This window comes from Shewanella sp. Koi 1 (assembly GCF_052907445.1).
In genome coordinates, this window is the sequence record NZ_JBREJM010000001.1 from 941357 (window position 1) to 965401 (window position 24045).

Genomic DNA, 24045 nt, shown 5'->3' on the forward strand with positions numbered 1-24045 from the left:
TTTGCTAAAGCTTTTTCGCTATCCTTACGCCGAATTTTTTATGCGGTATCACCGTAAGGTAATTTTAATATGCAAAAAGATGCGATCAGTGTTCTCGAAACACCTCAAAGCACGCAAGAAAGCACAACAAGACACTTACCATGGACGCGCCAAGACACGACTTGGATGCTAAGTTTATTCGGCACCGCTGTGGGGGCGGGCATTTTATTTCTTCCTATCAATGCGGGCATGGGTGGATTTTGGCCCTTAGTCTTGATGGCCATTATCATTGGGCCTATGACTTATCTTGCCCACCGCGGTCTGTCACGTTTCGTATGTTCATCGAGTATTCCCGGCAGTGACATTACCCAAGTGGTTGAAGAACACTTTGGGATTGGCGCGGGCAAGGCTATTACGCTGCTGTATTTCTTAGCGATTTATCCCATTGTGTTGATCTACGGTGTGGGGATCACTAATACCGTCGACAGCTTTATCGTCAACCAGTTGGGCATGGCCTCACCGCCACGTTTCCTGCTGTCTGGCGTGTTGATTTTCGGGATGATGTCAGTGATGGTTGCCGGTGAGCAATTTATGCTAAAAGTGACTCAACTGCTGGTTTATCCGCTGGTGGGTATTTTGGCATTTATGTCCATCTATCTGATCCCAGAGTGGAAAATGGATGCGCTGCAAGTCGTGCCAGACACCGGCGCCTTTTTAGGTACGGTATGGTTAACCATTCCTGTATTGGTGTTTGCCTTTAACCATTCTCCGGCGATTTCGCAATTTTCGGTTTCCCTTAAGCGTGACCATGGGGTAAATGCAGCCCGTAAGGCCGATGTGATCCTGCGTAACACCTCGATGATGTTAGTCGGCTTTGTGATGTTATTCGTGTTCTCCTGCGTCTTGTCACTGTCGCCAGAGCAGTTGGCTGAAGCGAAGGCGAAGAACCTGCCGATTTTATCTTACCTTGCGAACGTGCATGACAGTGGTTTTGTCAGCTACTTCGGGCCTTTCATTGCGTTTGTGGCGATTGTGTCTTCTTTCTTTGGTCACTACATGGGCGCGACTGAGGGCATGAAGGGCATTATCGTTAAGCAGCTGTGCTCAAGTAACAAACAAATCAGTGAGAACAAGCTGAACAAGTTTATCTTAGTGTTTATGTTTGCCACGATTTGGGCCGTTGCGATTAAAAACCCAAGTATTTTGGGGATGATTGAGGCGCTGGGCGGCCCGATTATTGCGGCGATTTTGTACTTAATGCCAATGTATGCCGTGTACAAAGTGCCGGCGCTGAAGGCTTACCGTAACCGCATCAGCAACGTGTTTGTGATTATTGCGGGCCTACTGGCGATGACCGCCATTCTGTTTGGCTTGTTAAGCTAAGATTGGAATTAAAAGCGGTTTGAAACGAAAGGATCGGGTTATGCCCGATCCTTTTTTTATTACTTCTCTTCGTACATCAGATAGTAACTTTGCTTCATCCCTAGCGCTTGGTAGGTTTGCTGAGCGGCGGTATTTTCCTGCTCCACATAGAGACGGAAACTCGCGGCGCCACCATTGGCCTCGGCCAGTTGTTTTACCTCAGCATAGAGCTTGCCATAAATCCCCTGACGGCGATTCTGTGGACGAATATAAACGCTTTGGATCCAGTAATAATCTTTGGCGCGCCAGTCGCTCCACTCGAAGGTCACCATCAGCGAACCGACAATTTCGTCATCAATTTCGGCTACCAGATAAAAGCCTTTCTCAGGGTGATTCAGTAGGGTATTAACGCCTTTAATCAGGGTCATTTCGTCTAAGGCGAGACCTTCGGTTTCCTGCGCCATTGCCTGATTAAATTGAACTAGGGCGGTGAGATCTTGCACTTTAGCTTTACGGATCAACATATAACAACTCCTCGGCGGTTAGTACATCTACCGCTCTTGTGTATGGGGATGACGCTTATGCATCGGCTTTTATTCGGCGGCACACTTTAGCACGGAACCGTTTAGAAGAACGAGTGAACAGCGTTTCAAATCCTGCTTTAATCGCGGCTAATTTTTGTACGACTAAAGTCTAATCTGCTAGGCTTGAATAAGGTTTTCATCCTAAGGGAGTGGTGCGATTATGGCATTCGTAAAATCAACTCGTCGCTTTAAACCAAGGTTTTTACAACCCTATGATGTGCAAAAAGATCTGCAGATTAATCACGCCATGCACTTTATGCTCACCTTGATCACCTTCGGGCTATGGGGGCTGGTTTGGTGGTATTTGATCCTCAAATCGCAGGGGGATAATCAGTCACTCTTCAGCGGTTTTGACGATGACTATTGGAGCTACCTTATCGAGTGCGAGCAGCCGCCCGCATCCCTTTATCGCCAACGATTTGCCGCCTCAGCCAATTCGGTGCAATTTGAGGCCTAGGCTTTGCCTTAGCTGGATTTTGCAGCGGTTGGCATCAACGTGATATAGATCATCCTTAGAATTTTATCCCTTATGTTAGACTCGGCGGCTGGCTAATTTAAGTTAGTCCCGCCAAGGATAAGGCTCAGCCCTATCATCATTTCAAACTCAAGGTTATAAACATGTCAAAACATAGGTCATCAGCCCTAGGCCGGATCTGGTCTTCCTGGATGTCAGTGCCCCTGTGGCTGCAAATTTTCGTTGGTATGGTGTTGGGGATTGCGGTGGGCGTCAGCTTAGGTGAGCAGGCTTCATACCTGAAACCTATTGGAACCCTGTTTGTGAATACCATCAAGATGCTGATTGTGCCTTTAGTGTTTTGTTCATTGATTGTCGGTGTGACCTCAATGGAAGACACCGCCAAAATGGGCCGAATTGGTTTTAAATCCTTTGCGTTTTACCTTTGCACCACTGCGATTGCGATCAGCCTAGGTTTAGCCGTGGGCTATGTAGTGCAACCCGGTGCGGGCGTGCCTTTACTGCAACACGAAGCGGTGCAAACGGCGAAAGAAGTGCCTTCGGTGATGCAAACCCTGATTGATATTGTCCCTACCAACCCCGTTGCCGCTTTGGCGAGTGGCCAAATCCTGCAAGTCATTGTGTTTGCCGTTGCGCTTGGGATTGCCTTGGTCTTGATTGGCGACCATGGAAAGCCTGCGATTAAGGTATTTGAAAGCCTTGCCGAGGCCATGTACAAGCTTACAGACATGGTGATGAAGCTTGCTCCTTATGGGGTATTTGGTCTGATGGCATGGGTCGCGGGCGAGTATGGCATCGATATGCTGTGGCCGCTGATTAAAGTAATTATTGCCGTATATATTGGCTGTATTATCCACGTGTTAGGCTTCTACAGCATAGTGCTGCGCCTATTTGCCAAGCTGAATCCACTGCATTTTTTCAAGGGGATCAGCAATGCGATGGCGGTGGCATTTACCACCTCAAGTTCGGCGGGTACCTTACCTGCCAGCATGAAATGTGCGAGCGAATATCTCGGGGTAAATAAGAAGATCTCTAGTTTTGTGCTGCCCTTAGGCACCACCATCAATATGGATGGTACGGCCTTGTATCAAGGCGTGACCGCGCTGTTTGTGGCGCAGGCCTTTGGTATCGATTTAACTTGGGTCGACTATCTAACGATTATTTTAACCGCGACCTTAGCCTCAATCGGCACCGCAGGTGTGCCGGGCGCAGGCTTAGTGATGTTGACCTTAGTGCTTTCGACCGTGGGCTTACCCTTAGAAGGTGTGGCCTTGATTGCGGGGATTGACCGTATTCTCGATATGGCGCGCACTGTCGTAAACGTTTCTGGTGACTTAGTGGCGACGACTGTGATTGCTAAGTCAGAAGATGAGCTGGATGTTGAACATTACAATGCCGACATGGTGCAGAGCGCTATGATTGCCGAGCAAAATGCCGCGAGTGAAAACGCCGCGACGAAAAGTTAATTCATCGAATAATAAAAAACCGCCAACTAGGCGGTTTTTTATTATCGAAGCGAGCTTATTTAAGCTGGCTTAGGACGAGGACGGGCTTATCATCGCTGCTAAGCAGAGTTAAACGACCTTGCACTAACTTGGCCTTAGCGACTAACGGCAGGGCTTGCATCACTTTATGCTCCTGTTGCATCAGCGCATCGACGCAGGCCTTCATCGTGCTGCCGCCAGGAATGATTTTTAGCTCCTGTCCCTGTTGGCTATATTGGCCAAAGAAGTTGTTGCAGCTGTTATTGCCAGAGAGTTTACCTTCATCGGCGAAGGTGATTTGCGCAGGGCTGTAATCCACTGTGGGTTGCCCTTGAACGGCTTCAATATGCCAGCTTCCCTGTAATGGCACTGTGTCCTGATTGGCAACGTCTGTGCTCTGACATGCGGTTAAACCAAAAAGTAATGCGCTTAATAGAAATGTTTGTTTTAACATTGTCTCAGTTCCTTTTCCGTATTCATGACCATAGTGTACAAGTTTAGCGGGAGATAAAAAGAGGTTTATATGACAGATACCATTAAAAGCACTATGAATTTATTGAAGTTTTTACATTGGTTAGGTGTTTTGATGTTAGTTTGTGGACTTGGGATCTATATGTTGACCCAATGGAGTCTAGAAATCAGCGGTATGTTATTGATCTCAAGTCTCATAGGTTTAGGGTTGGTGCTGATGTCTCCCTATCCCGTGGTACTCTTTATCCAATGGGCGAAGCGTCAGGATGAGCTGACTAAAAACGAATTGCCTAAGCATAAAGACTAATTGTCTGCATAAAGACTAATTGCCTGCATAAAAACTAGAGTTCGGCCGAGTCGGCGGCGGGATTATCGTACAGTTTGGCATCGAACTTGGGCGCTTGATTCGCTGGCGTTGGTTCAGGCTCGGGCTGCATGGATTTGAGTTTGCTGCGGGCGTCCTCCATCATGGGCGCTAACTTGGCCGTCGATTCGGGGGTAAAAAAGCTGTAACTGGCATCGAGCTTGAGATGGTGATTTTGCTGCTCTAATTGTTTTTCGACCCGTTTCATAATGTGCAATATATCGCGCTCACTATCGACAAAGGCTAACACCACAAACTGGGTTGCGCTGAAATGGGCGGCCACATCGGCGGTGCGAATGGTATCTTGGACCAAATTGCCCAGCAGCCTGTGGTGTTTCTCTTCTAAGCTGTTTTCTGAGATGTCTGCTTCAATCAACTCGAAAAAAAGAATCCCCGCATGGGCGCCAAAACGGCGGCCGAGATTCAGCTGTCTTGGCGCCATCATCATAAAGCCATAATGGTTGAGCATGCCGGTTTCTTGATCGCGCATCGACAGCGATTCGATTCGATGGTTTTGACATAGCAGAGACAATTCCTGCTGCAGCAGAATTTGGAAGGGCTCCAGCATGGCGCTATTGTTTAAAGGATCGACCATATGGGGATTTAACACGCACAGCGAACCAAACTGACCGCCGTCGGGCCAAGCGATAGGGCGGGAGAGAATATGTTGAATACCATCAAAATCCCGTGGCAATTCATCGAGCATAAAACGGCCGAGATTAAGATAATCCCCTTCCGCAGGGCTATGTTTAAGTTGTTCAAACAGGGGGAAGTCACTCGCAAACAAAGTGCCTGAGGTAAACAGCGGTGTTTCACTCACCGAACTGACAATCACTTCAAACCCGGACTGAGTCATTTGCAGCACAAACACGCTGGTGGCGCTGTAGTAGCTTTTAATCAACTCACATTGGTGCATCCAGCGACCGAGATTGACTTGCTGGTGATCGCTATCGAGTAGGCTGACATTGGGGTTGATGGTTTCGGGCAACATGGTGGCGCCTAATGGGCAAAAAATATGCCTTAAGTTTGGAAAACAACAGGATAATTTGCAAATCAATGGGCTAAAAAAACACCATTTTTTGTGCATCTATTATTGGGATGATTGGTGACTCCTGTATACTGGCGCACCGCCAACCAGATTGCTCACCAAATTGAGTGAAGATAATGACAGTGAATATACGTCCAGCTACGACGCAAGATATTGATTCCTTAGTTGTATTAGAAAGAACCTTTCTCAATGATGAACTGGCGTCTTCGGCGATGGGGTTGGAGGGGCAAACATTCACCCGTAGTGAGCTGACCGAATTAGTCACTCGGCATTGGGTGGTGGTGGCCGAGGATAAAGGGCGAATTATCGGTTATGTGATTGCCGGGCGCTGGGCGTTTTTCACCACTTGGCCTATGTACCGCACACTCCTCAACCGCTTGGCTAAGGCAGAGTGGGATGGCCCTAGATTAACGCAGCAGAACAGTTGCCAATATGGCCCGATTTGGATTGATCAACATTACCGAGGACAGGGGATTTTTGCGGCCTTAGTGAAGGGGATTTATCAGCAAATTGCCCCTCATTTTGCCTATGCGGTGACCTTTATCGCGGAGGAAAACGAGCGTTCCTTTGCCGCCCACACCCAAAAGGCTGCAATGCAGGTGGCTGACTTTTTTACGGTTTCAGCAAGAGATTATTATTTGATGGTGGCGCGGACTCAAGCTTAATCGGCATGCAATATGAGGCTTGTTCTTGCCTGGAAACTCAGTATTTAACCCATATCGTTATGAGGAATACTGAGTATCGACTATGGTTAGTGCATACCAATCTATAAAAATAGCGCTATGAAGTTTGAGCTACGCCAATTTCTCGATAGAAGCTTTCTGATCTCGATACGTGAGTCCTTTATCGCGTTACTGCCTTTTATTTTAATTAATTCATTTCTCTCGCTGATTATTGCGTTACTCGACATCGGCATGCCGACTTGGCAGGGCTCTGCATTTCATCAGGGGATCAGTTTTTTTTCGGCACAACTTTTAAAGATTTTTCCGCTGCTGGCATTAATTTCCCTGTCCTTCCATTTTGCTAAATATTTGCAGCTGTCGGCGATTGTGGTGTGTTCGTTGTCGCTGAGTCTCTTGCTCGCTATTAATGCCCAAGATACGGGGAATGTATTTAATCTCGATTATGTGCGCGCCATTTTGGCAGACCCACGCATTGCCGTTTTACCGATTATTTCGGCCTATTTATTACGATTTTTGACGGCGTGGGAAGGGCTAAAGTTTATTAAGGCTAAGGCGCTTAGCCGTTACTTAAAGCAACACTTAAACTTATTCTTCCCATTAGTGATTGGTTTTATTGGCCTGTTCGCCATTGTTGCTGAAGCCTCTATCTTTTTAGAATGGTTGTTTGCCCCATTCATCGATGCACTGCAGCAGGCGAGTCTTGGGGTGCAATTGTTTATGCGGATCCTAATCACTCATGTGCTTTGGTGTTTTGGGGTGCATGGCGATAATGCCTATCTGCTGTTGATCGGTGTCGATAATGGCTTAGTGGAATTGGTGCCGCACCTGACTGCGAGCCAGTTTATGGACTTGTTTATTCTCTATGGTGGCAGTGGTGCGACGCTATCCTTGATCATTGCCATTTTTATCGGTGCTAAAGACAGTGCCACTCGGCATATTGCTAAAATTGCCACGCCCTTTGCGATTTTTAACATCAATGAGATCCTGATTTACGGCCTCCCCATTATCTTTAACCCACGTTTATTAGTGCCGTTTATTCTGTCGCCACTGATTAATTTTATCCTAGCTTACAGTGCCATAAATGTTGGGATCTTAAGCTTTGAGGGGCAGAGCTTTCCTTGGATCACGCCGCCACTGCTCAACGCTTACATTGCCAGCGGCCATATCAGCGCGGTGTTGTTCCAAGTGTTATTAATCGGACTTGGAGTATTGGTTTATCTTCCCTTTGTAAGGCGTTTCTCCTTGATGTCTGAGCACTATGAGTTTGATAGTGAGTTAATCAAACGCGTGCAGTTTCAAGCGGATATCGACCGCATGAGTGAGCAGCATTACTCACAGCAGCAGTCCGAATCACTGAAAGCTGAATTAAACCTCGAGAAGACCATTAAGGAAGTCTTGGCAGGGGAGTTACAGCTGCATTATCAGCCTAAAATTGCCCTCAGCAGTGACCATGTGGTGGGATTTGAGGCGCTTATTCGGTTGAAGGATGAACATGGCAACTTGAAGGGGCCTTACTTTATTGATGCCTTTCAGCGTGCAGGCTATTCCCATATCATCGACCGCTTTGTGATTAATACGGTCGCAGAGGATTTGGCCCGCTGGGAATTAGAAGGCTTTTTCCCTAAAGTGAGCATCAATATCGACCCAAACAATATTACCGATCCTCAGTTGCTAGCGACGCTGCACGAAAGATTAGGCAGTGTTGCCAACCGAGTCGAAATTGAGATGTTAGAATCGGCCTTTATGTTGGATTTGAATCGCATCGATAGCAGCATGCGTCAGCTTAAGCAGCATGGCTTTACTTTCTTCTTAGATGACTTCGGTACGGGGTTTTCTAGCTTAAGTCTGCTGAGTCGGATCAATGTGGATGGTATTAAGCTCGACCGCAGTATTCTGGCCAATACCAGTGAGCCAAAAGGGCGGACCTTGTATCTGCAAATTTGTAAGCTTTGTAATAGCTTAGGTTTTAGTTTGATTGCCGAAGGGGTTGAAACCACCACAGAGGCCGAGTTTGTTAAAGCGGCGGGTGTGGGTTATGTGCAGGGCTGGTTATACGCCAAGGCGATGCCAGGCCCAGAGGCCAAAGCCTTCTGGTTGGAGAGAAATAGTGACTGATAACTTAGTCAGTACCCTGCTGACGACATACGCCAATGCGAACTTATCGGCTTGGGATAATTTGAGAGTCTTGCTATCCGAGTGTGCGTTGCAGCAATGTGAAGCCCGTGGATTTGAAGTCGATTGCGACAACAGTCGCCCCCATTATTGGCTGCAGATTGAAGATTGTTGGCTCGATTGTGGCAGAACCAATGCCTACAGCGCGGCTATCGTCCGTTTAACGCCTGAGGCCGTTAAGGGCGCAAGGATAATCAACGTGCAAGACTGTGCACTGTTATCCGCCGCGCAGATCAACCTATTGTGTATGCAAAACGCCCACTTTGACCACTGTTAATCCGGATCACAGGATTAACCATTTCCCCGTTGGGTAATTACCTTGATAGCCAAAAGGAAGCCGTCCCTGCAAGTACCAAGCTAAACGTTCTTGTGTGAAGTCACATAGCGTGACTTCGGCTAACAATAAGGTGGCTAAGGTATCGGCATCATCTGCGACTAGCGCGCAAATCTCGGCAACGGGCATTATTTTCCACGTTTCCAGATAGGCGGTTTTCGCGATTTGAGCGACGATTTCGCTAGAGACTTGGGGTTTTAATCTGTCGGCTTGTTGATGGTCGCTAACACATAAGCTTTCATAGGGCTCAGTGTAGGTCGGTTCGAAAAAACGGTCAGGATCCCTTTCAAGGCAAGTGGCTATGTCTTCTAAGTTGCCTAAGGTGTTGGCCATGGGCTCGTGATGGCCCACCTTGCTCGCCCAAGAACAGGATTGGAGTTGTGCGATTAACGGCTTCATTGAGTCTCTGTCTTTTGCCTAGAGTGAAAGCCATCTTGCTGAGAGGAATGGAGTTAGGCAATACATCCTAAGCATAAAAAAACCGCCCTCAGGCGGTTTTTTTTGTGCGAAAGCGTGAGCTTAATGCAGATTATAGACCTGCATCGGCGCGCAGTGCGTCAGCTTTATCCGTCGCTTCCCATGGGAACTCGTTACGGCCAAAGTGACCATAAGCGGCGGTTGCTTGATAGATTGGGCGAGCCAAGTTCAACATTTCAGTCAGGCCGTATGGGCGCAGGTCGAAGTGTTGACGGACTAACTTGATTAAGACTTCTTCAGACACTTTACCAGTACCGAAAGTCTCAACGCTGATAGACGTAGGTTCAGCCACACCGATAGCGTAAGACACTTGGATCTCACAACGGTCAGCCAGACCCGCAGCTACGATGTTTTTCGCGACGTAACGGGCAGCGTAGGCCGCACTACGGTCAACTTTTGATGGGTCTTTACCAGAGAAAGCACCACCACCGTGACGCGCCATACCACCGTAGGTATCTACGATGATCTTACGACCGGTTAAACCACAGTCACCCATTGGACCACCGATAACGAAACGGCCTGTTGGGTTGATGAAGTATTTAGTGTCTTTGTTCAGCCATTGTGCTGGCAGAACTGGCTTGATGATGGTTTCCATCACGCCTTCGATCAGATCCGCTTGGGCGATGTCAGGGCTGTGCTGAGTAGACAGTACGATTGCATCGATACCAACAATCTTGTTGTCTTCGTAAGCGAAGGTGACTTGGCTTTTCGCATCTGGGCGTAACCATGGCAGAGTGCCATCTTTACGTACTTCAGATTGACGCTTCACTAATGCGTGGGCATAAGTGATAGGCGCTGGCATCAGAATGTCGGTTTCGTTGCTGGCATAACCAAACATTAAACCTTGGTCACCGGCACCTTGTTCTTTTGGATCGGCACGGTCGACACCTTGGTTGATGTCTGGAGACTGTTTACCAATCGCATTTAATACTGCGCAAGAATCGGCATCGAAGCCCATATCTGAATGGACATAACCAATTTCACGAACCGTTTTACGGGTCAGCTCTTCAATATCAACCCAGGCAGAGGTGGTCACTTCGCCACCTACTAATACCATGCCAGTTTTGACATATGTTTCGCACGCAACACGTGCTTTAGGATCTTGGGCCAGAATCGCATCTAGCACAGCATCAGAAATCTGATCTGCAATCTTATCGGGATGACCTTCTGAGACTGACTCAGAAGTAAACAAGTGCTTTGCCATAGTAGGAAAATCTCGTCGTTAGCAATCAAACGTGTAGAAGCATCTACATCTAGACGGCTATTTTAGTGGAATTTCCCTTGGTTGACACCCCCTAAACTAAATATTTGTGTGTAAAGTGAGGTAAGCCCCAAATCGGATAGAGTTTGTGGCGCTGGAGTTTCTGCTCTAACTCAATGAATTGATAGTGGTATGTGGTTTTGCCTTGGATGAGTTGGGCAAGTTATCGCTGAGCTAAGCTCAAACCAAGGTTATAGCCTGATTGCTATGGGACTCAATGTGACAAAGGATATAACATATTTGAATTATTGTATTACAAATATATTTAATGTGTTTTAAGATGAATTAGCCTAAACCTTCAAAGGTGTAATCCACCAGACTGGACAGTGGAATGCAATTTTCGTTTGCGTCGCTTCGCTATGTAGGGGAAAATATGCATCCAAATTGCCCGCTAGACCCCACAAATTAAGCAGGAGAGAGCATGTCTTCCCGTAAAGTACTCGCCAACGCAATCCGTGCGTTAAGTATGGATGCAGTTCAAAAAGCAAACTCAGGCCACCCTGGCGCCCCAATGGGCATGGCAGATATTGCTGAAGTGCTGTGGAATGATTTCCTTAAGCACAATCCGAACAATCCGAAATGGGTAGATAGAGATCGTTTTATCCTCTCTAACGGTCACGGATCTATGCTGATCTACTCTTTATTACACCTGACTGGCTACGACCTGCCTATCGATGAACTGAAGCAATTCCGTCAGTTACATTCAAAAACTCCGGGTCACCCAGAATACGGTTACACCCCAGGTGTTGAAACCACCACTGGCCCATTAGGGGCGGGGATCAGCAACGCTGTGGGTATGGCGATTGCAGAAAAAACCTTAGCGGCACAGTTTAACCGTGAAGGTCACGAGATTGTTGACCACTACACATACTGCTTCCTCGGCGATGGTTGCTTGATGGAAGGTATTTCTCACGAAGCTTGTTCTCTGGCTGGCACTTTAGGCCTAGGCAAACTGATCGCATTTTGGGATGACAACGGCATCTCTATCGACGGTCATGTTGAAGGCTGGTTTACCGATGACACGCCAAAACGTTTCGAATCATACGGCTGGCATGTGATTGCTAACGTTGATGGTCACGATAGCGATGCGATTCGCGCGGCTATCGAAGCGGCAAAAGCGGTGACCGACAAGCCAACCATGATCTGCTGCAAAACCATTATCGGTTTTGGTTCACCAAACAAATCTGGTAGCCACGATTGCCACGGCGCACCATTAGGTGATGCGGAAATCGCAGCGGCCCGTGAATTCTTAGGCTGGCCACATGCGCCATTCGAAATCCCTGCCGACGTATACGCAGGTTGGGATGCTAAAGAAGCCGGTAACGCCCGTGAAGCAGCATGGAACGACAAGTTTGCCGCTTACGCGAAAGCTTACCCAGAACTGGCTGCCGAATACGAGCGCCGTGTTCTGAAAGGTGAATTACCAGCAGATTTCGAAGCCAAAGCACAAGCCTTTATCCAAGAATGCCAAGCGAAAGGCGAAGGCATTGCGAGCCGTAAAGCATCACAAAACGCGATTGCAGCCTTCGGTGCGGTTCTGCCTGAACTGTTAGGTGGCAGTGCTGACTTAGCGGGTTCTAACCTGACCCTGTGGGCAGGTTCTAAAGGTATTCAAGAAGATCCAGCGGGTAACTACGTGTACTACGGTGTGCGTGAGTTCGGTATGAGCGGCATCATGAACGGTGTGTCACTCCACGGTGGTTTCATCAACTACGGCGCGACTTTCATGATGTTTATGGAATACGCACGTAACGCAGTACGTATGTCTGCGCTGATGGGCATTCAAAATATCTTCGTTTACACCCATGACTCTATCGGTCAAGGTGAAGATGGTCCAACTCACCAACCTGTTGAGCAATTAGCTAACCTGCGTATGACGCCAAATATGGCGGTATGGCGCCCATGTGATGCGGCTGAAACCGCAGTGGCTTGGAAAGCGGCTATCGAACGTCGTCATGCACCAACATCGCTAGTATTCAGCCGTCAAAACCTGAAGGCTCAAGCACGTACTGCTGAGCAGTTAGCGAATGTGGCAAAAGGCGCTTACGTACTGCAAGACTGTGCTGGTACGCCTGAGTACATCCTGATTGCGACCGGTAGTGAAGTGCAATTAGCGGTAGAAGCGGCTGCTGCGCTGACCGAACAAGGCAAACAAGTTCGCGTTGTTTCTATGCCATCAAACACTGAGTTTGATAAGCAAGATGCTGCTTACAAAGAATCTGTACTGCCAAAAGCTGTGACTAAACGCATCGCTATCGAAGCGGCCCATACTGACTTCTGGTACAAATATGTTGGTTTCGAAGGCACTGTTGTTGGCATGACCACTTTTGGTGAGTCTGCGCCGGGCAACGTGCTGCTGAAGCACTTCGGTTTCACCGTTGAAAATGTGCTGAATGCTGCAAAATCACTAGGCTAATCGCTTAGGTGATGAGATTACCGACAAAAGGTTAAACTTTTGAAAGGTTAATCTGTATAATGCGGCCTGCAATCGTTTGCAGGCCGTTTTTGTATATGCAGTATTGTTAAGAGGAAATAAAGACCTCAATGATCCGAGTCGCAATCAATGGTTATGGTCGTATTGGCCGCTCAATCCTTCGCGCTTTATATGAGTCCGGAAAACGTCAGCAAATACAAATTGTCGCAATCAACGAGTTGGCTAAGCCCGAAGCCATCATCCATCTGACCCAGTACGACACTACCCACGGTCGGTTTCAGCCCAGAGTCAAATTAGTCGATGATCAGATGCTGATCGGCGATGACGTCATCAAAATTCTCCATGAACCGGATCCAGCTAAGTTGCCTTGGCACGAAATGGACATCGACATCGTCTATGAAGCGACCGGTGCCATCTTAGATCGCAACAGCTGCGAGGCCCATATCCACGCAGGCGCCAAACAGGTCTTAATCAGTCACCCTTCTTCTGCCGATGTTGACGGCACTATCGTTTACGGTGTGAACCAAGACTTACTGCGCGCCGAGCATACCGTGGTCTCCAACGCCTCTTGTACGACCAACTGTATCGTGCCCGTTATCGATGTACTGGATAAACACTTTGGTGTGAAAAGTGGTGCGATTACGACTATCCATTCGGCGATGAACGATCAGCAAGTGATTGATGCTTATCATGATGACTTACGCCGTACCCGAGCTGCGGGCCAGTCCATCATCCCTGTCGACACTAAACTTGCCCGCGGTATCGAGCGGATTTTGCCGCACATGAAAGACAAGTTTGAGGCGATTTCGGTGCGTGTTCCCACGATCAACGTTACCGCTATCGATCTTTCGGTAACATTAGATAAAACAGTGGATATTGCGACCGTCAATCAAGTGTTAGAATTGGCCGCCAATGGACGATTTAACGGTATCTTAGGCTATACTGATGAGCCGCTCGTATCCTGTGATTTTAACCATGATCCGCGCTCAAGTATTGTCGATGGCACCCAAACTCGGGTGAGCGCAGGGCAGTTGGTTAAACTGTTGCTGTGGTGCGATAACGAGTGGGGCTTTGCAAATCGTATGCTAGATACCAGTTTGGCGATGATTGCAGCTAAACAAAGCTGAAGATAAGAATTTATACCAATGGGTTAAGCCTAGTGGCCAATTCGACGGGATGTCGAGTGCCGAGTAGCTATCTAAGCTAACCGATTGATGCAAAAACCAGTTTGTTTTTTTGATTATAAAAGGAAGCGTTACCATGGCAATTATCAATATGTCAGATTTAGATCTCCAAGGTAAGCGAGTGCTTATTCGTGAAGATCTCAATGTGCCAGTCAGCAACGGCGTGGTCACCAGTGATGCACGTCTGCGCGCCTCTCTTCCCACTATCGAATTAGCCCTTGCCAAAGGCGCAGCGGTAATGGTGATGTCTCACTTAGGTCGTCCAACCGAAGGTGAATACAACAGCGAATTCTCCATGCAACCTGTGGTCGATTACTTGGCCAAAGCGCTGTCTTGTCCAGTGCGTTTAGCGACCGACTATTTAGACGGCGTTGACGCCGCGGTAGGCGAAGTGGTTGTGTTTGAAAACGTTCGCTTTAACAAAGGCGAGAAGAAAAACGACGAAGCCCTGTCAAAGAAAATGGCGGCCCTATGTGATGTGTATGTGATGGATGCCTTCGGCACCGCTCACCGCGCAGAAGCGTCAACTAATGGTGTTGGCTTACACGCTCCTATCGCCTGTGCTGGCCCATTATTAGCACAAGAATTAGAAGCGTTAGGTAAAGCCTTAGACAACCCAGCACGCCCATTAGTGGCCATCGTTGGCGGTTCTAAAGTGTCGACTAAGCTGACTGTATTAGAAAGCTTATCTGGTATTGTGGACCAGTTAGTCGTTGGCGGTGGTATCGCCAACACCTTTATCGCTGCGGCGGGCCACAATGTAGGTAAATCCTTATACGAAGCGGATTTAATTGATGAAGCTAAGCGCTTAGTGGCGAACGCCCAAAGCCGCGGTGGCGACATTCCTGTGCCTACCGATGTAGTTGTTGCGGGTGAGTTTAGCCCTACAGCTACTGCGACCTTAAAAGCGGTCAACGAAGTAGGCGATAGCGACATGATTTTCGACATCGGTCCCGACAGCGCCGAAGCCTTAGCGAAAATCATCGAGTCTGCTGGCACTATCGTATGGAACGGCCCTGTGGGCGTGTTCGAATTCGACCAATTCGGTGAAGGCACTAAGCGTATCGCACAAGCTATCGCTGATTCTAAAGCCTTCTCTATCGCGGGCGGTGGTGACACCTTAGCGGCGGTCGACAAGTATGATATCGCCGATAAAGTCTCTTACATTTCTACTGGCGGTGGCGCTTTCCTTGAGTTTTTAGAAGGTAAAGAGTTACCGGCTGTAGCTATGCTAAAACAACGCGGTGCCTAATATTGAGTTAGGTATTGCGCCATCGCGGCAGGGCGCTGCGATGGCACTAAAGCTTGATAAAAAATTATAAAAAACCGCTCATTCTCTTAAGTGCATAAACCTGTTCTTGAGTGATTGAGCATAAAAATCCATCCAAACGATAGCGACCTCGGTGACCTAACGTTGATGTGACAGTCACCCTATTATTGGAGTTAAAAAATGGCGTTAATTTCCCTACGACAACTACTCGATCACGCGGCAGAGCATGGATACGGTGTGCCAGCGTTCAACGTAAACAACCTTGAGCAAATGCGCGCCATCATGCAGGCCGCAGAAGCTACAGACAGCCCAGTTATCGTGCAAGCCTCTGCTGGTGCACGTAAATATGCGCGTCCACAATTCTTAAAATACCTGATGACGGCTGCACTTGAGCAGTATCCAGATATCCCAGTCTGTATTCACCAAGACCATGGTACTGATCCTGATATCTGTCAGCGTTCTATCCAATTAGGCATGTCATCAGTAATGATGGATGGCTCATTAATGGCCGACGGTAAAACCCCTGCTTCTTACGAGTACAACGTTGATGTGACTCGCAGAACTGTTGCATTCGCCCACGCTTGTGGTGTGTCTGTAGAGGGTGAAATCGGTTGTTTAGGCAGCTTAGAAACCGGTACAGCTGGTGAAGAAGACGGTGTGGGCGCAGAAGGCGTATTAAGCCACGACCAACTGCTGACCAGTCCAGAAGAAGCTGCACGCTTCGTTGCTGATACCCATGTTGACGCGCTGGCGATTGCGATTGGTACTAGCCACGGTGCATACAAGTTCAGCCGTAAACCCACGGGTGATGTACTGCGTATCGACCGCATCAAAGAAATCCATGCCCGCATTCCTAACACTCACTTAGTGATGCACGGTTCTTCTTCTGTTCCCCAAGAATGGTTACAGATCATCAACCAATACGGTGGTCAAATTCCTGAAACTTACGGCGTGCCATTAGAAGAAATCGTTGAAGGTATCAAACACGGCGTGCGTAAAGTGAACATCGATACCGATTTGCGCTTAGCGTCTACTGGTGCGGTACGTAAATACTTGGCCGAACACCCAAGCGAGTTCGACCCACGTAAGTTCCTGAAAGCCTCTATGGAAGCGATGGCAGATATCTGTACTGTTCGCTACGAAGCCTTCGGTTGTGCGGGTCAAGCTTCTAAGATTAAGCCATTGTCTTTACAAGCAATGTACAAAGCTTATCAGTCAGGCGCATTAGATCCTAAGATCAACCTCTAAGCCTTAAAAACTGCTCTAAAAAGCCCGCCAAAGTGCGGGCTTTTTCTATGCAAAAAATCGTTGAATTTTCATTTTCTAATCGTAAATGTTAGTATTGCCCAGATTTTCAGGGGATTAAACGGAACAGGAACGGATAAACATGAAGAAAGTACTGACCGCAGCGCTATTAATGTCTGCACCATTTATGGCAAACGCGGGAGCCGATTTTGTTAAGGGCGACAAGACATTCGCAGGTGAAGCCGAGCTAGGTGCAACCTTAACCACAGGTAACACCGACACCTCATCCTATAAGGGCCGCTTAAGCCTTAACACGAATTAGGTGATTGGGAAAACCAATACCTATTAGAAGGTTTGTATAAAGAAGATACGGGTGAAGTCACGGCAAAACGTTATTTAGCGGGCGCTCAAGGCAACTATAAGATGACAGATCGCAGCTATCTGTTTGCCAACGCTAACTACGAAGTCGACCCTTTCACCGGTTATGACTACACAGTATCAGGCGCGGCGGGTTATGGTCACAGACTCTATGACACCAGCAAGACTTTCCTAGATGTAGAAATCGGTCCCGGTTACATCTATCAACGCCTCGATTCAGAGCAAGCCCTGTTAGAAGGCACAGATTCGAATGACAGCGTGGTTGCCCACGGCGTGATCAACTTCGAAACTGAAATCACTGAAACCTCAAAATTCCAGCAACGTTTTGTGGCCGACTACGGCGATAAATTAGATGCGCGTTCAGAAACCTCGCTGACAGCCAATATCATTGGCGCCTTAGCGATGAAGTTTGCGATTATTGTGCGCTACAACAGTGAGCCACTGGACGATAAAAAGAGCACTGATACCGAAACGAATATGACCTTGCTCTATTCGTTCTAATCAATGTGATTGATATCAACATAAAAGCACCGAGAGGTGCTTTTTTATTGGCTGTTTTTGGACTAACTTGAAACAAAGTTAGTTAATTCTTTATTAGTTGTATCTGTAGTTATACAAAAATTAATGTTGTAAGCCCCTTTAGTTACCGAGAAATACGTAGAAAGTTGCGTTTTGTCAAAATTTACAGAGCCCGAGCTATGGTAATTTTCGAACTAATTTCCCTTGCAGAGATCAACTTTGATGAAATTACAGCAGTGGTTTAAAAACAGTGGAGTGGCGCTATCTAGCCTAATCTGCGTTGCAATATTGAGCGGATTCTCACCAGCAGTTTGGGCAATGACCGAAGGAACAGAACGGCTCGATTTAACCGCTGCATCAGTGGGGTATATTGCCGTATGCATCTTCGTTCTCGCCTATATTTTGGTGATGGCCGAAGAGGCGCTGCACCTGCGTAAATCCAAACCCGTATTGGTCGCAGCCGGCATTATTTGGGGCATGATAGGTTTTGTATATGTGCAAAATGGCATGTCGGAGGTTTCCGAGGCAGCCTTTAAGCACAATCTACTGGAATACGCCGAGTTATTACTCTTCCTCTTAGTAGCGATGACTTATATCAACGCCATGGAGGAACGTAACTTATTCGATGCGATCCGCGGTTGGTTAGTTGGACGGGGATTTAGCCTGCGCACCGTGTTCTGGCTGACCGGGTTTATGGCGTTCTTTATCTCGCCAGTGGCCGATAACTTAACCACGGCGTTATTGATGTGTGCTGTGGTGATGAAAGTGGGCGCAGGGCAGCGCAAATTTATTACGCTGGCGTGTATTAACATTGTGGTCGCGGCGAATGCGGGCGGTGCGTTTAGTCCCTTTGGCGATATCACCACCCTGATGGTGTGGCAAAAGGGCTTAGTGCACTTTGCGGACTTCTTCCATCTGTTTATTCCCGCCATGGTGAACTTTGCTTTACCCGCGGCCATCATGAGCGTGTTTATCCCAAGTTATGTGCCCGAGCCTGAAAAAGAGCAGGTGTACACTAAACCTGGCGCGAAACGTATCGTGGCGTTATTCCTGCTGACCATTGCGACGGCGGTGTGCGCGCATTCCTTCTTCGGCATGCCGCCAGTCCTTGGGATGATGACGGGTCTAGGCTTCCTACAGTTCTTCGGATACTACCTGCGTAAGACCTTCGACAAATCCGTTGCCCGTGAGCGGGCGAAGGCGGAATTACGCCGCGATGAGCAACGCCTGCAACAGCTTGGCAGCGTGGTGCCCTTCGATGTGTTTAGCCGGATCTCCCGCGCCGAATGGGATACCTTACTGTTCTTCTACGGTGTGGTGTTGTGTGTGGGTGGCCTTGGCTTTATGGGGTATTTGAGCTTAGTGTCTGAGGCGCTGTATTCCCATTGGGATGCGACCTATGCCAACGTCGCTATCGGTCTGTTGTCTTCGGTTGTCGATAATATTCCGGTGATGTTCGCCGTATTGACCATGAACCCAGAGATGGCCCTTGGCCAATGGTTACTGGTGACCTTAACCGCTGGCGTTGGGGGCAGTTTGTTGTCCATCGGCAGTGCGGCCGGGGTCGCCTTGATGGGACAGGCGAGGGGGATTTACACCTTCGGCGCCCATTTACGTTGGACACCTGTGATCGCACTAGGCTATGTCGCTAGCATTTTGGTACATATGTGGCTCAATGCTGCAATGTTCTAAAAACAAATGAAACATAGTGTATCTGCATTTGTTTTCAGCATTAAATGTTTTATTGATGTGATTCACAGATTATTCATCTAACCCTGTTAGGTGGCGATAAGATCACTGCGTTGTTTTCGTTCAAATTGTATACTCGGCCCCATATCAAATAGTGAAAGGGGCCGAGATGCAAATAGGCACTTGTTGGTTTAATGCACAGGAACAAGTGCTGGTCGATGCAGCATCAGGACGTAGCTGGTTATTGAGTGCGGATGAATTCCAAGCGCTTTCACTCTTGAGTGCGCAGCGTGGCAAAGTGGTCTCACACATGGAGTTGCTGCAAGTTATTTCGCCGCACCTCAAGTTGTCTATGCGTGCCGATGAATTGCTCAATAGTACTATTCGCCGCTTACGGTTATTTCTCGGTGACGACGCCGCTCATCTGTTGGTGAGTATCGCCAATCAAGGCTATATCCTCTACGCCACGCCCCGAAAACATTCACGTACCGCGCTGAACTCGCCCTTGTTCAAGCTGAGTATGCCGCAGTTTATGGTGCTCACGCTCCTGACCTTAGCTGCGCTGCTGTGGGTGGGATCGCACATTACTCACCCGACGAGTATCGCGCCGAATTATGCGAAGCAATTGCTGACGCACGACGGGCATTATTCGGAAATTCAATTCTATACCGGTCAGCCGTCGGATCATTCGATGCGGCCCTTAGTTGATCACTTTTTAGAACAAGTCTCTGCCTGTGCGGTGTTTCCGTGGCAATCCATTGCGGCGACTATTTCGACGGATCAAAGGTTTGTCAGTCTGGTACTGAAAAATAATGATGCCAATGGACTCGAGTTTGAAACCATCAAAATGATGTCGGAAAACTTCAATGTCGATGTGATTGATGAGCTATGGCTAAAAATGGTGGGGATCTGTGCTTAAACTGACAGGGATAAAAAACCATAACCGCCGACTACGCCTCTGGCATGTGATTGCCATAGTGCTGGTGTTAGTCGGCATAGGGTTGGGTGCCTATGCGATGACGTTTAACAGCAAACAGTTAAATTTGAGTTGCCGCGCCAAATTGTATGAGGCGCCTTTTAAGGCGGAGTCTTTACCCTCGTACAGCCAAAGTTTGGCGCTGGATGTGAAGATTGCGGCTAATCACGCCAAGTTAAGTTACCGCTATGGGCAGAATGGCCAAGACCTCGCCGCCTTGATTTACGAGGGAAAAGTCAGCGCCTTAGCGCCTGGGACTATGACCTATAAGCTCAACTTAGATCAGGCCAATTTAAAAATGGATTTGTTGCAAACCGAGGTGCCCGACTTAATGAGTGCGGAAGTGCAAAAATCCCGTAAGGCCTTATTTGAGCAGGGCGGAATGAGTTTTGATATGCAGATTGTGGACATGGATACCTTAAACAATTACGTGCTGATCAAGTTTTATCCCAGCGGCCATTTGTGGGCTTGCCAGAGCAAATAGCGTTATTAAGACGTAGAAAAGGCATCCAATCGGATGCCTTTTTATGGGAGCGATGATGGGATTACTGCGGTGTGGCTTGGACTAATGTCAGTTCATTATTGGCTTTAGCACCATAAATCTGAATGGCGACCTTGATTTGGGACACGGCGCCGCTTGGGTCCTGTTGTTGCCAATCGAGACCCGCGATTTCAAACTGATATTGGCCATTCTTTACTTCGGTCAGCTGACCCGTACATTCCCCTTGGGTCTGACAGCGATAGCTTTGGGTGACATGCCAGCGTTTCCACGCCTTAGGATTGGCCGAGGCTTTATCCTTATTAGGGAAACCAAAGTAATAAATGTCATAGCTCTTGGCGGCGGTAATGGCCGCCTGGTTAGCATCGGTTAATGAGAAGACTAAGCTGCCAGTATTGGGGTCAAACTGTTCTACCTCCAGATTAATCTGGCTGGCCTCATCGATACTCACCGTGGTTTCTACTGGCGGCGGAGGTGTGACTTCCTCGGATTTATCATCGTCACTACCACAGCCCACAAGGGCGAGTGTACCTAGGGTTAATGCGAGTAATGGGTATTTCATCACTGCCTCCTTAATTGAAGTGGCCAGTGTGGCACGTGGTGCATTCCATATCGGTTTTAACACTTGCCGCCGAACCTAAGGTGCTAGTGCTGCCGTGGCAGACTTGGCAATCCTGCGCTTCGAGTGAGGGTTTGCTGCCGGGCAGGGCGCCAATATTCTCGCCCTGATAGGCACGGTTTAGCAGTTCCACCAAGTAATAGGCCATAGAGGCTGATAGGCGGTAGCAGCGCTCACCTTTCTTGGCGAATGGCAGGCCTGATGCCCGAGACCAGTTACTGATGGAAGAGTGGCACAATACGCTCATGGCCTTCGATGAGCTGCCTACGAGGGCGGTTTTTTCCGCTGTCGAGCCGATACCGGCAACGAACTCAGGGGTTGATAGTGGCAAGGTGGTGTTTTCATAGTAGCGGAAGGTATTGGCAATCACCGCGCTATTCTGGCCGTTAATATCATCTAAGATGTTGACTAACATGCCGATGGCGTTGAGGTTGCCACAAAGTGTGCCTTGGCCTGTGACCCCAGCAAATCCATAACCCGCCAGAGCGGTGGGGATGGTTTTGAATTTATCGGCATCGGCACTATTAGATTGCGCTAGCATAGTGATAACCGAATGAAACACTTGGTGCATACAGCCGCCACCCGTCTCGTAGGCGAGTTTTGCGGTCGCCATGGCATCGAGTGGTACATATTTGAGTTTTTCCCCGAGGGCTAATTGATATTGACCGTCGGCATTGGTCGCCGCAAATGCTGACGTCCCCATTAAAGTTGCGCCCGCAGCCGCCGTGCTGATACCGATAATGCGAGTTAATGCTTGGCGTCGATTAATGCTCATCATGAATATCCTCTTTTATTAATTGCTTTTATTTATCAATCAGTAACCATTGGTTGATGGCATCATTCTAGAAACTGCAGCAATAAATAGTGTGATTTGCGGCCGGGGATATTTGGTCTTCCCATATCGCTGGCGGTGGGAGAAGAACAATCGCTTTAGCCGATGCTCGCGAAGTGGTTTTGTGGATATGCTCGATTTCACTGTGCATCAACGCACATTATTTGTGGTATTTATGTAAATTTATGCGGATTTATCACCAAGCGAAGCCGCTACAAATGGCATTTATCGCTGTGAGCTAACGCAGATTTTTGTTTTATGGCGATCCGCTTGCGGGCTGGTTCACGAAATTTAACTATTTGCCGCCTTGGGTTAACGGGATCACAGTAATCATTAGCAGGCTTGCATAGACTTAATTCGATGATTTTACAGGTTGGAGTTTGAATTATGCAGGTGGGGGGCTGTTGGTTTGACCGTGAGCGTGGCTTGCTCGTCGAACAGGCTCGTGATGAATCTTGGCACCTTCCCCGTGCCGAGTTGCAAGTGTTGAGCCTGTTGGTTGAACATCAAGGCAAACTGGTCTCCAAGCATGAGCTGAAGACTGGCGATGGGGCGCATCCTCCTCTTACTGACACTTCGTTAGCGCGGGCGGTCTTTATGATCCGCTCCTTCCTCGGGCCCCAATATGAGGGGCTGATTGAAACCGTCAAAGGTCAGGGCTATCTGCTGCACAGCACCCAAGGACAAAGGTTTAAAAGCTTACGTTACCCTAGGCTGCAATCCTTACCTTGGTGGAGTGTGTTGTTGGTCTTTGGATTTATGCTCGCGATTTCAGGTTTTTACCTGAGCCGAATCGACCACAGCGTACCGACTCAACCTTTGCTCTCTACCGATTTGCCCTTAGCCTCGGGACAACATATTCGGCTGCATTTGTATGCCAATTCGAAAACCAACAACACCCTGTTGTTTGAGTTAGGCGACCGATTGGGCCAAGGGCTGAGTCGCTGCGGCCACAGTGATTGGTCCGAAGTGTACTCCTCGCTCTCCCACGATAAACAGGTGCTCAACATTACTATGCGGGGTTATAAACTCGGGCAATCGGTGATCCGCAACTTGAAGATCAGCGACTTTAGACGGCCGAAGGAATTTATTGATGCAAACTGGCTGCTGGAGGTCGGGATCTGTGGCTAAGTGGCTCAAGTGGACGATAAATCTCACCATACTCTCGGCGCTAATCGTCGCCTGCGGGGTGATTTACCTGCAATCCGTTTCCAATAAGGCGGTGATCTTAAATTGCAGCTCCGAGCTGTTTGACCGCCATAGCCAACAAGTGGATGAGGGGAAATTTTACCTCTTGGTCGATGTGTTGATCTCGGCGGGCAATGCACAGATTAATTACCGCTACTTTAACCTCGACGGCTCAAGCGCGGGGGCGATTTTGATGCAGGGCGAGGTCAATAGCATGGAGCTAAATCGCATGACCTACAATGTGTCGGTCAAAACCAAGACTGAGTCTGAAGACGTCGATAAAAAGTATTGGCCCGAGCACATGAAGTACCTTTCTTACATCAGCAGTTTGCACTTCAGTGAGTCCGGTCGACACAATCTCAGTATTGAAGTGCTAGACAGCGATGCCAACCAAGACTATGCGGTTGTTTTGTTTCAGCCGAGTAACACCGTTTGTGGCTGTAGAATCGTCAATAGCCGAATTTAATCAGTGAATTTGCCGCGCTTTCGGTTTAGATTATATTTTCCATGGTGTTAAT

Annotated in this window: 23 protein-coding genes and 1 pseudogene; 17 read left to right on the forward strand and 7 right to left on the reverse strand. The window is 48.1% G+C overall.

Translation table 11 applies throughout. The features are described from left to right. Positions 1–69 precede the first annotated feature (69 nt). Complete coding sequence (locus ACUZ8J_RS04220; RefSeq protein ID WP_446693163.1) at positions 70–1362, forward strand: HAAAP family serine/threonine permease; 1293 nt, start codon at positions 70–72, stop codon at positions 1360–1362. A 59-nt stretch (positions 1363–1421) separates the two neighbouring features. Here ACUZ8J_RS04220 and ACUZ8J_RS04225 read toward each other — a convergent pair whose 3' ends face one another. Further along, the gene (locus ACUZ8J_RS04225; protein WP_446693164.1) at positions 1422–1865 is read right to left on the reverse strand and encodes an N-acetyltransferase family protein; all 444 of its coding nucleotides are present in this window, start codon (positions 1863–1865) and stop codon (positions 1422–1424) included. A gap of 220 nt (positions 1866–2085) precedes the next feature. Between ACUZ8J_RS04225 and ACUZ8J_RS04230 the strand changes: the two genes are divergently transcribed. Both ACUZ8J_RS04230 and ACUZ8J_RS04235 read left to right on the forward strand, forming a co-directional pair. Beyond that, positions 2086–2382, forward strand: coding sequence for a hypothetical protein (locus ACUZ8J_RS04230; RefSeq protein ID WP_446693165.1), 297 nt, complete (start codon positions 2086–2088; stop codon positions 2380–2382). Between the two features lie 161 nt (positions 2383–2543). Next, positions 2544–3866, forward strand: coding sequence for a dicarboxylate/amino acid:cation symporter (locus ACUZ8J_RS04235; RefSeq protein ID WP_089067050.1), 1323 nt, complete (start codon positions 2544–2546; stop codon positions 3864–3866). Between the two features lie 55 nt (positions 3867–3921). Here ACUZ8J_RS04235 and ACUZ8J_RS04240 read toward each other — a convergent pair whose 3' ends face one another. After that, positions 3922–4338 (reverse strand): META domain-containing protein, encoded by a 417-nt coding sequence (locus ACUZ8J_RS04240; protein ID WP_011621560.1) that lies wholly within the window; start codon positions 4336–4338, stop codon positions 3922–3924. Positions 4339–4407: 69 nt separating this feature from the next. Between ACUZ8J_RS04240 and ACUZ8J_RS04245 the strand changes: the two genes are divergently transcribed. Further along, complete coding sequence (locus ACUZ8J_RS04245) at positions 4408–4662, forward strand: hypothetical protein (RefSeq protein ID WP_089067051.1); 255 nt, start codon at positions 4408–4410, stop codon at positions 4660–4662. A 34-nt stretch (positions 4663–4696) separates the two neighbouring features. Here ACUZ8J_RS04245 and ACUZ8J_RS04250 read toward each other — a convergent pair whose 3' ends face one another. After that, positions 4697–5710, reverse strand: coding sequence for a GGDEF domain-containing protein (locus tag ACUZ8J_RS04250; RefSeq protein WP_446693166.1), 1014 nt, complete (start codon positions 5708–5710; stop codon positions 4697–4699). Between the two features lie 173 nt (positions 5711–5883). Here ACUZ8J_RS04250 and ACUZ8J_RS04255 point away from each other — a divergent pair, with 173 nt between their 5' ends. The 3 genes from ACUZ8J_RS04255 (at position 5884) to ACUZ8J_RS04265 (ending at position 8899) form a co-directional block, all read left to right on the forward strand. Continuing rightward, positions 5884–6432 (forward strand): N-acetyltransferase family protein, encoded by a 549-nt coding sequence (locus ACUZ8J_RS04255; RefSeq protein ID WP_446693167.1) that lies wholly within the window; start codon positions 5884–5886, stop codon positions 6430–6432. Between the two features lie 117 nt (positions 6433–6549). Then, a complete protein-coding gene (locus ACUZ8J_RS04260) occupies positions 6550–8565 on the forward strand; it encodes an EAL domain-containing protein (protein ID WP_446693168.1) in 2016 nt (671 codons plus the stop codon). Beyond that, on the forward strand, positions 8558–8899 hold the full coding sequence (locus tag ACUZ8J_RS04265) for a hypothetical protein (protein WP_279775478.1): 342 nt from the start codon (positions 8558–8560) through the stop codon (positions 8897–8899). The genes ACUZ8J_RS04260 and ACUZ8J_RS04265 overlap by 8 nt, the downstream gene beginning before the upstream one ends. Positions 8900–8905: 6 nt before the next feature. Here ACUZ8J_RS04265 and ACUZ8J_RS04270 read toward each other — a convergent pair whose 3' ends face one another. Together ACUZ8J_RS04270 and metK are read right to left on the reverse strand one after the other, a co-directional pair. Continuing rightward, positions 8906–9355, reverse strand: a complete 450-nt coding sequence (locus tag ACUZ8J_RS04270; protein ID WP_446693169.1) for a hypothetical protein — start codon at positions 9353–9355, stop codon at positions 8906–8908. Between the two features lie 130 nt (positions 9356–9485). Further along, positions 9486–10637 (reverse strand): methionine adenosyltransferase, encoded by a 1152-nt coding sequence (gene metK / locus ACUZ8J_RS04275; protein WP_011621567.1) that lies wholly within the window; start codon positions 10635–10637, stop codon positions 9486–9488. Positions 10638–11115: 478 nt separating this feature from the next. Between metK and tkt the strand changes: the two genes are divergently transcribed. The 8 genes and pseudogenes from tkt to ACUZ8J_RS04315 all read left to right on the forward strand — a co-directional run bounded on the left by tkt (position 11116) and on the right by ACUZ8J_RS04315 (position 20873). After that, positions 11116–13110 carry a transketolase gene (tkt, locus tag ACUZ8J_RS04280; RefSeq protein WP_446693170.1) on the forward strand — a complete coding sequence of 665 codons (1995 nt, stop codon included), beginning with the start codon at positions 11116–11118 and terminating at the stop codon, positions 13108–13110. Between the two features lie 128 nt (positions 13111–13238). Beyond that, positions 13239–14255, forward strand: a complete 1017-nt coding sequence (epd, locus tag ACUZ8J_RS04285) for an erythrose-4-phosphate dehydrogenase (RefSeq protein ID WP_089067058.1) — start codon at positions 13239–13241, stop codon at positions 14253–14255. Positions 14256–14388: 133 nt separating this feature from the next. Next, the gene (locus ACUZ8J_RS04290) at positions 14389–15564 is read left to right on the forward strand and encodes a phosphoglycerate kinase (RefSeq protein WP_446693171.1); all 1176 of its coding nucleotides are present in this window, start codon (positions 14389–14391) and stop codon (positions 15562–15564) included. A gap of 198 nt (positions 15565–15762) precedes the next feature. Then, complete coding sequence (gene fba, locus ACUZ8J_RS04295; RefSeq protein ID WP_011621571.1) at positions 15763–16830, forward strand: class II fructose-bisphosphate aldolase; 1068 nt, start codon at positions 15763–15765, stop codon at positions 16828–16830. 139 nt (positions 16831–16969) lie between these two features. Next, a pseudogene (locus ACUZ8J_RS04300) lies at positions 16970–17706 on the forward strand (DUF481 domain-containing protein). A gap of 240 nt (positions 17707–17946) precedes the next feature. Next, positions 17947–19416: a sodium:proton antiporter NhaD gene (nhaD, locus tag ACUZ8J_RS04305; protein WP_446693173.1), complete on the forward strand. Its 1470-nt coding sequence runs from the start codon at positions 17947–17949 to the stop codon at positions 19414–19416. A 166-nt stretch (positions 19417–19582) separates the two neighbouring features. Further along, positions 19583–20332: a winged helix-turn-helix domain-containing protein gene (locus ACUZ8J_RS04310; RefSeq protein WP_446693174.1), complete on the forward strand. Its 750-nt coding sequence runs from the start codon at positions 19583–19585 to the stop codon at positions 20330–20332. Further along, positions 20325–20873: a hypothetical protein gene (locus tag ACUZ8J_RS04315; RefSeq protein WP_446693175.1), complete on the forward strand. Its 549-nt coding sequence runs from the start codon at positions 20325–20327 to the stop codon at positions 20871–20873. Before ACUZ8J_RS04310 ends, ACUZ8J_RS04315 begins: the two co-directional genes overlap by 8 nt. A 61-nt stretch (positions 20874–20934) precedes the next feature. Here the strand turns inward: ACUZ8J_RS04315 and ACUZ8J_RS04320 are convergent, their stop codons facing one another. Further along, a complete protein-coding gene (locus ACUZ8J_RS04320; protein ID WP_446693176.1) occupies positions 20935–21450 on the reverse strand; it encodes a hypothetical protein in 516 nt (171 codons plus the stop codon). Positions 21451–21460: 10 nt separating this feature from the next. After that, the gene (locus ACUZ8J_RS04325; protein ID WP_164717971.1) at positions 21461–22282 is read right to left on the reverse strand and encodes a cytochrome C; all 822 of its coding nucleotides are present in this window, start codon (positions 22280–22282) and stop codon (positions 21461–21463) included. Positions 22283–22726: 444 nt separating this feature from the next. On the opposite strand from ACUZ8J_RS04325, the gene ACUZ8J_RS04330 reads away from it, so the two are divergent. Next, positions 22727–23470: a winged helix-turn-helix domain-containing protein gene (locus ACUZ8J_RS04330; protein WP_011621578.1), complete on the forward strand. Its 744-nt coding sequence runs from the start codon at positions 22727–22729 to the stop codon at positions 23468–23470. Next, entirely contained in the window at positions 23463–23993 is a 531-nt protein-coding gene (locus ACUZ8J_RS04335) for a hypothetical protein (protein WP_446693177.1), read from the forward strand. Before ACUZ8J_RS04330 ends, ACUZ8J_RS04335 begins: the two co-directional genes overlap by 8 nt. Positions 23994–24045 lie beyond the last annotated feature (52 nt).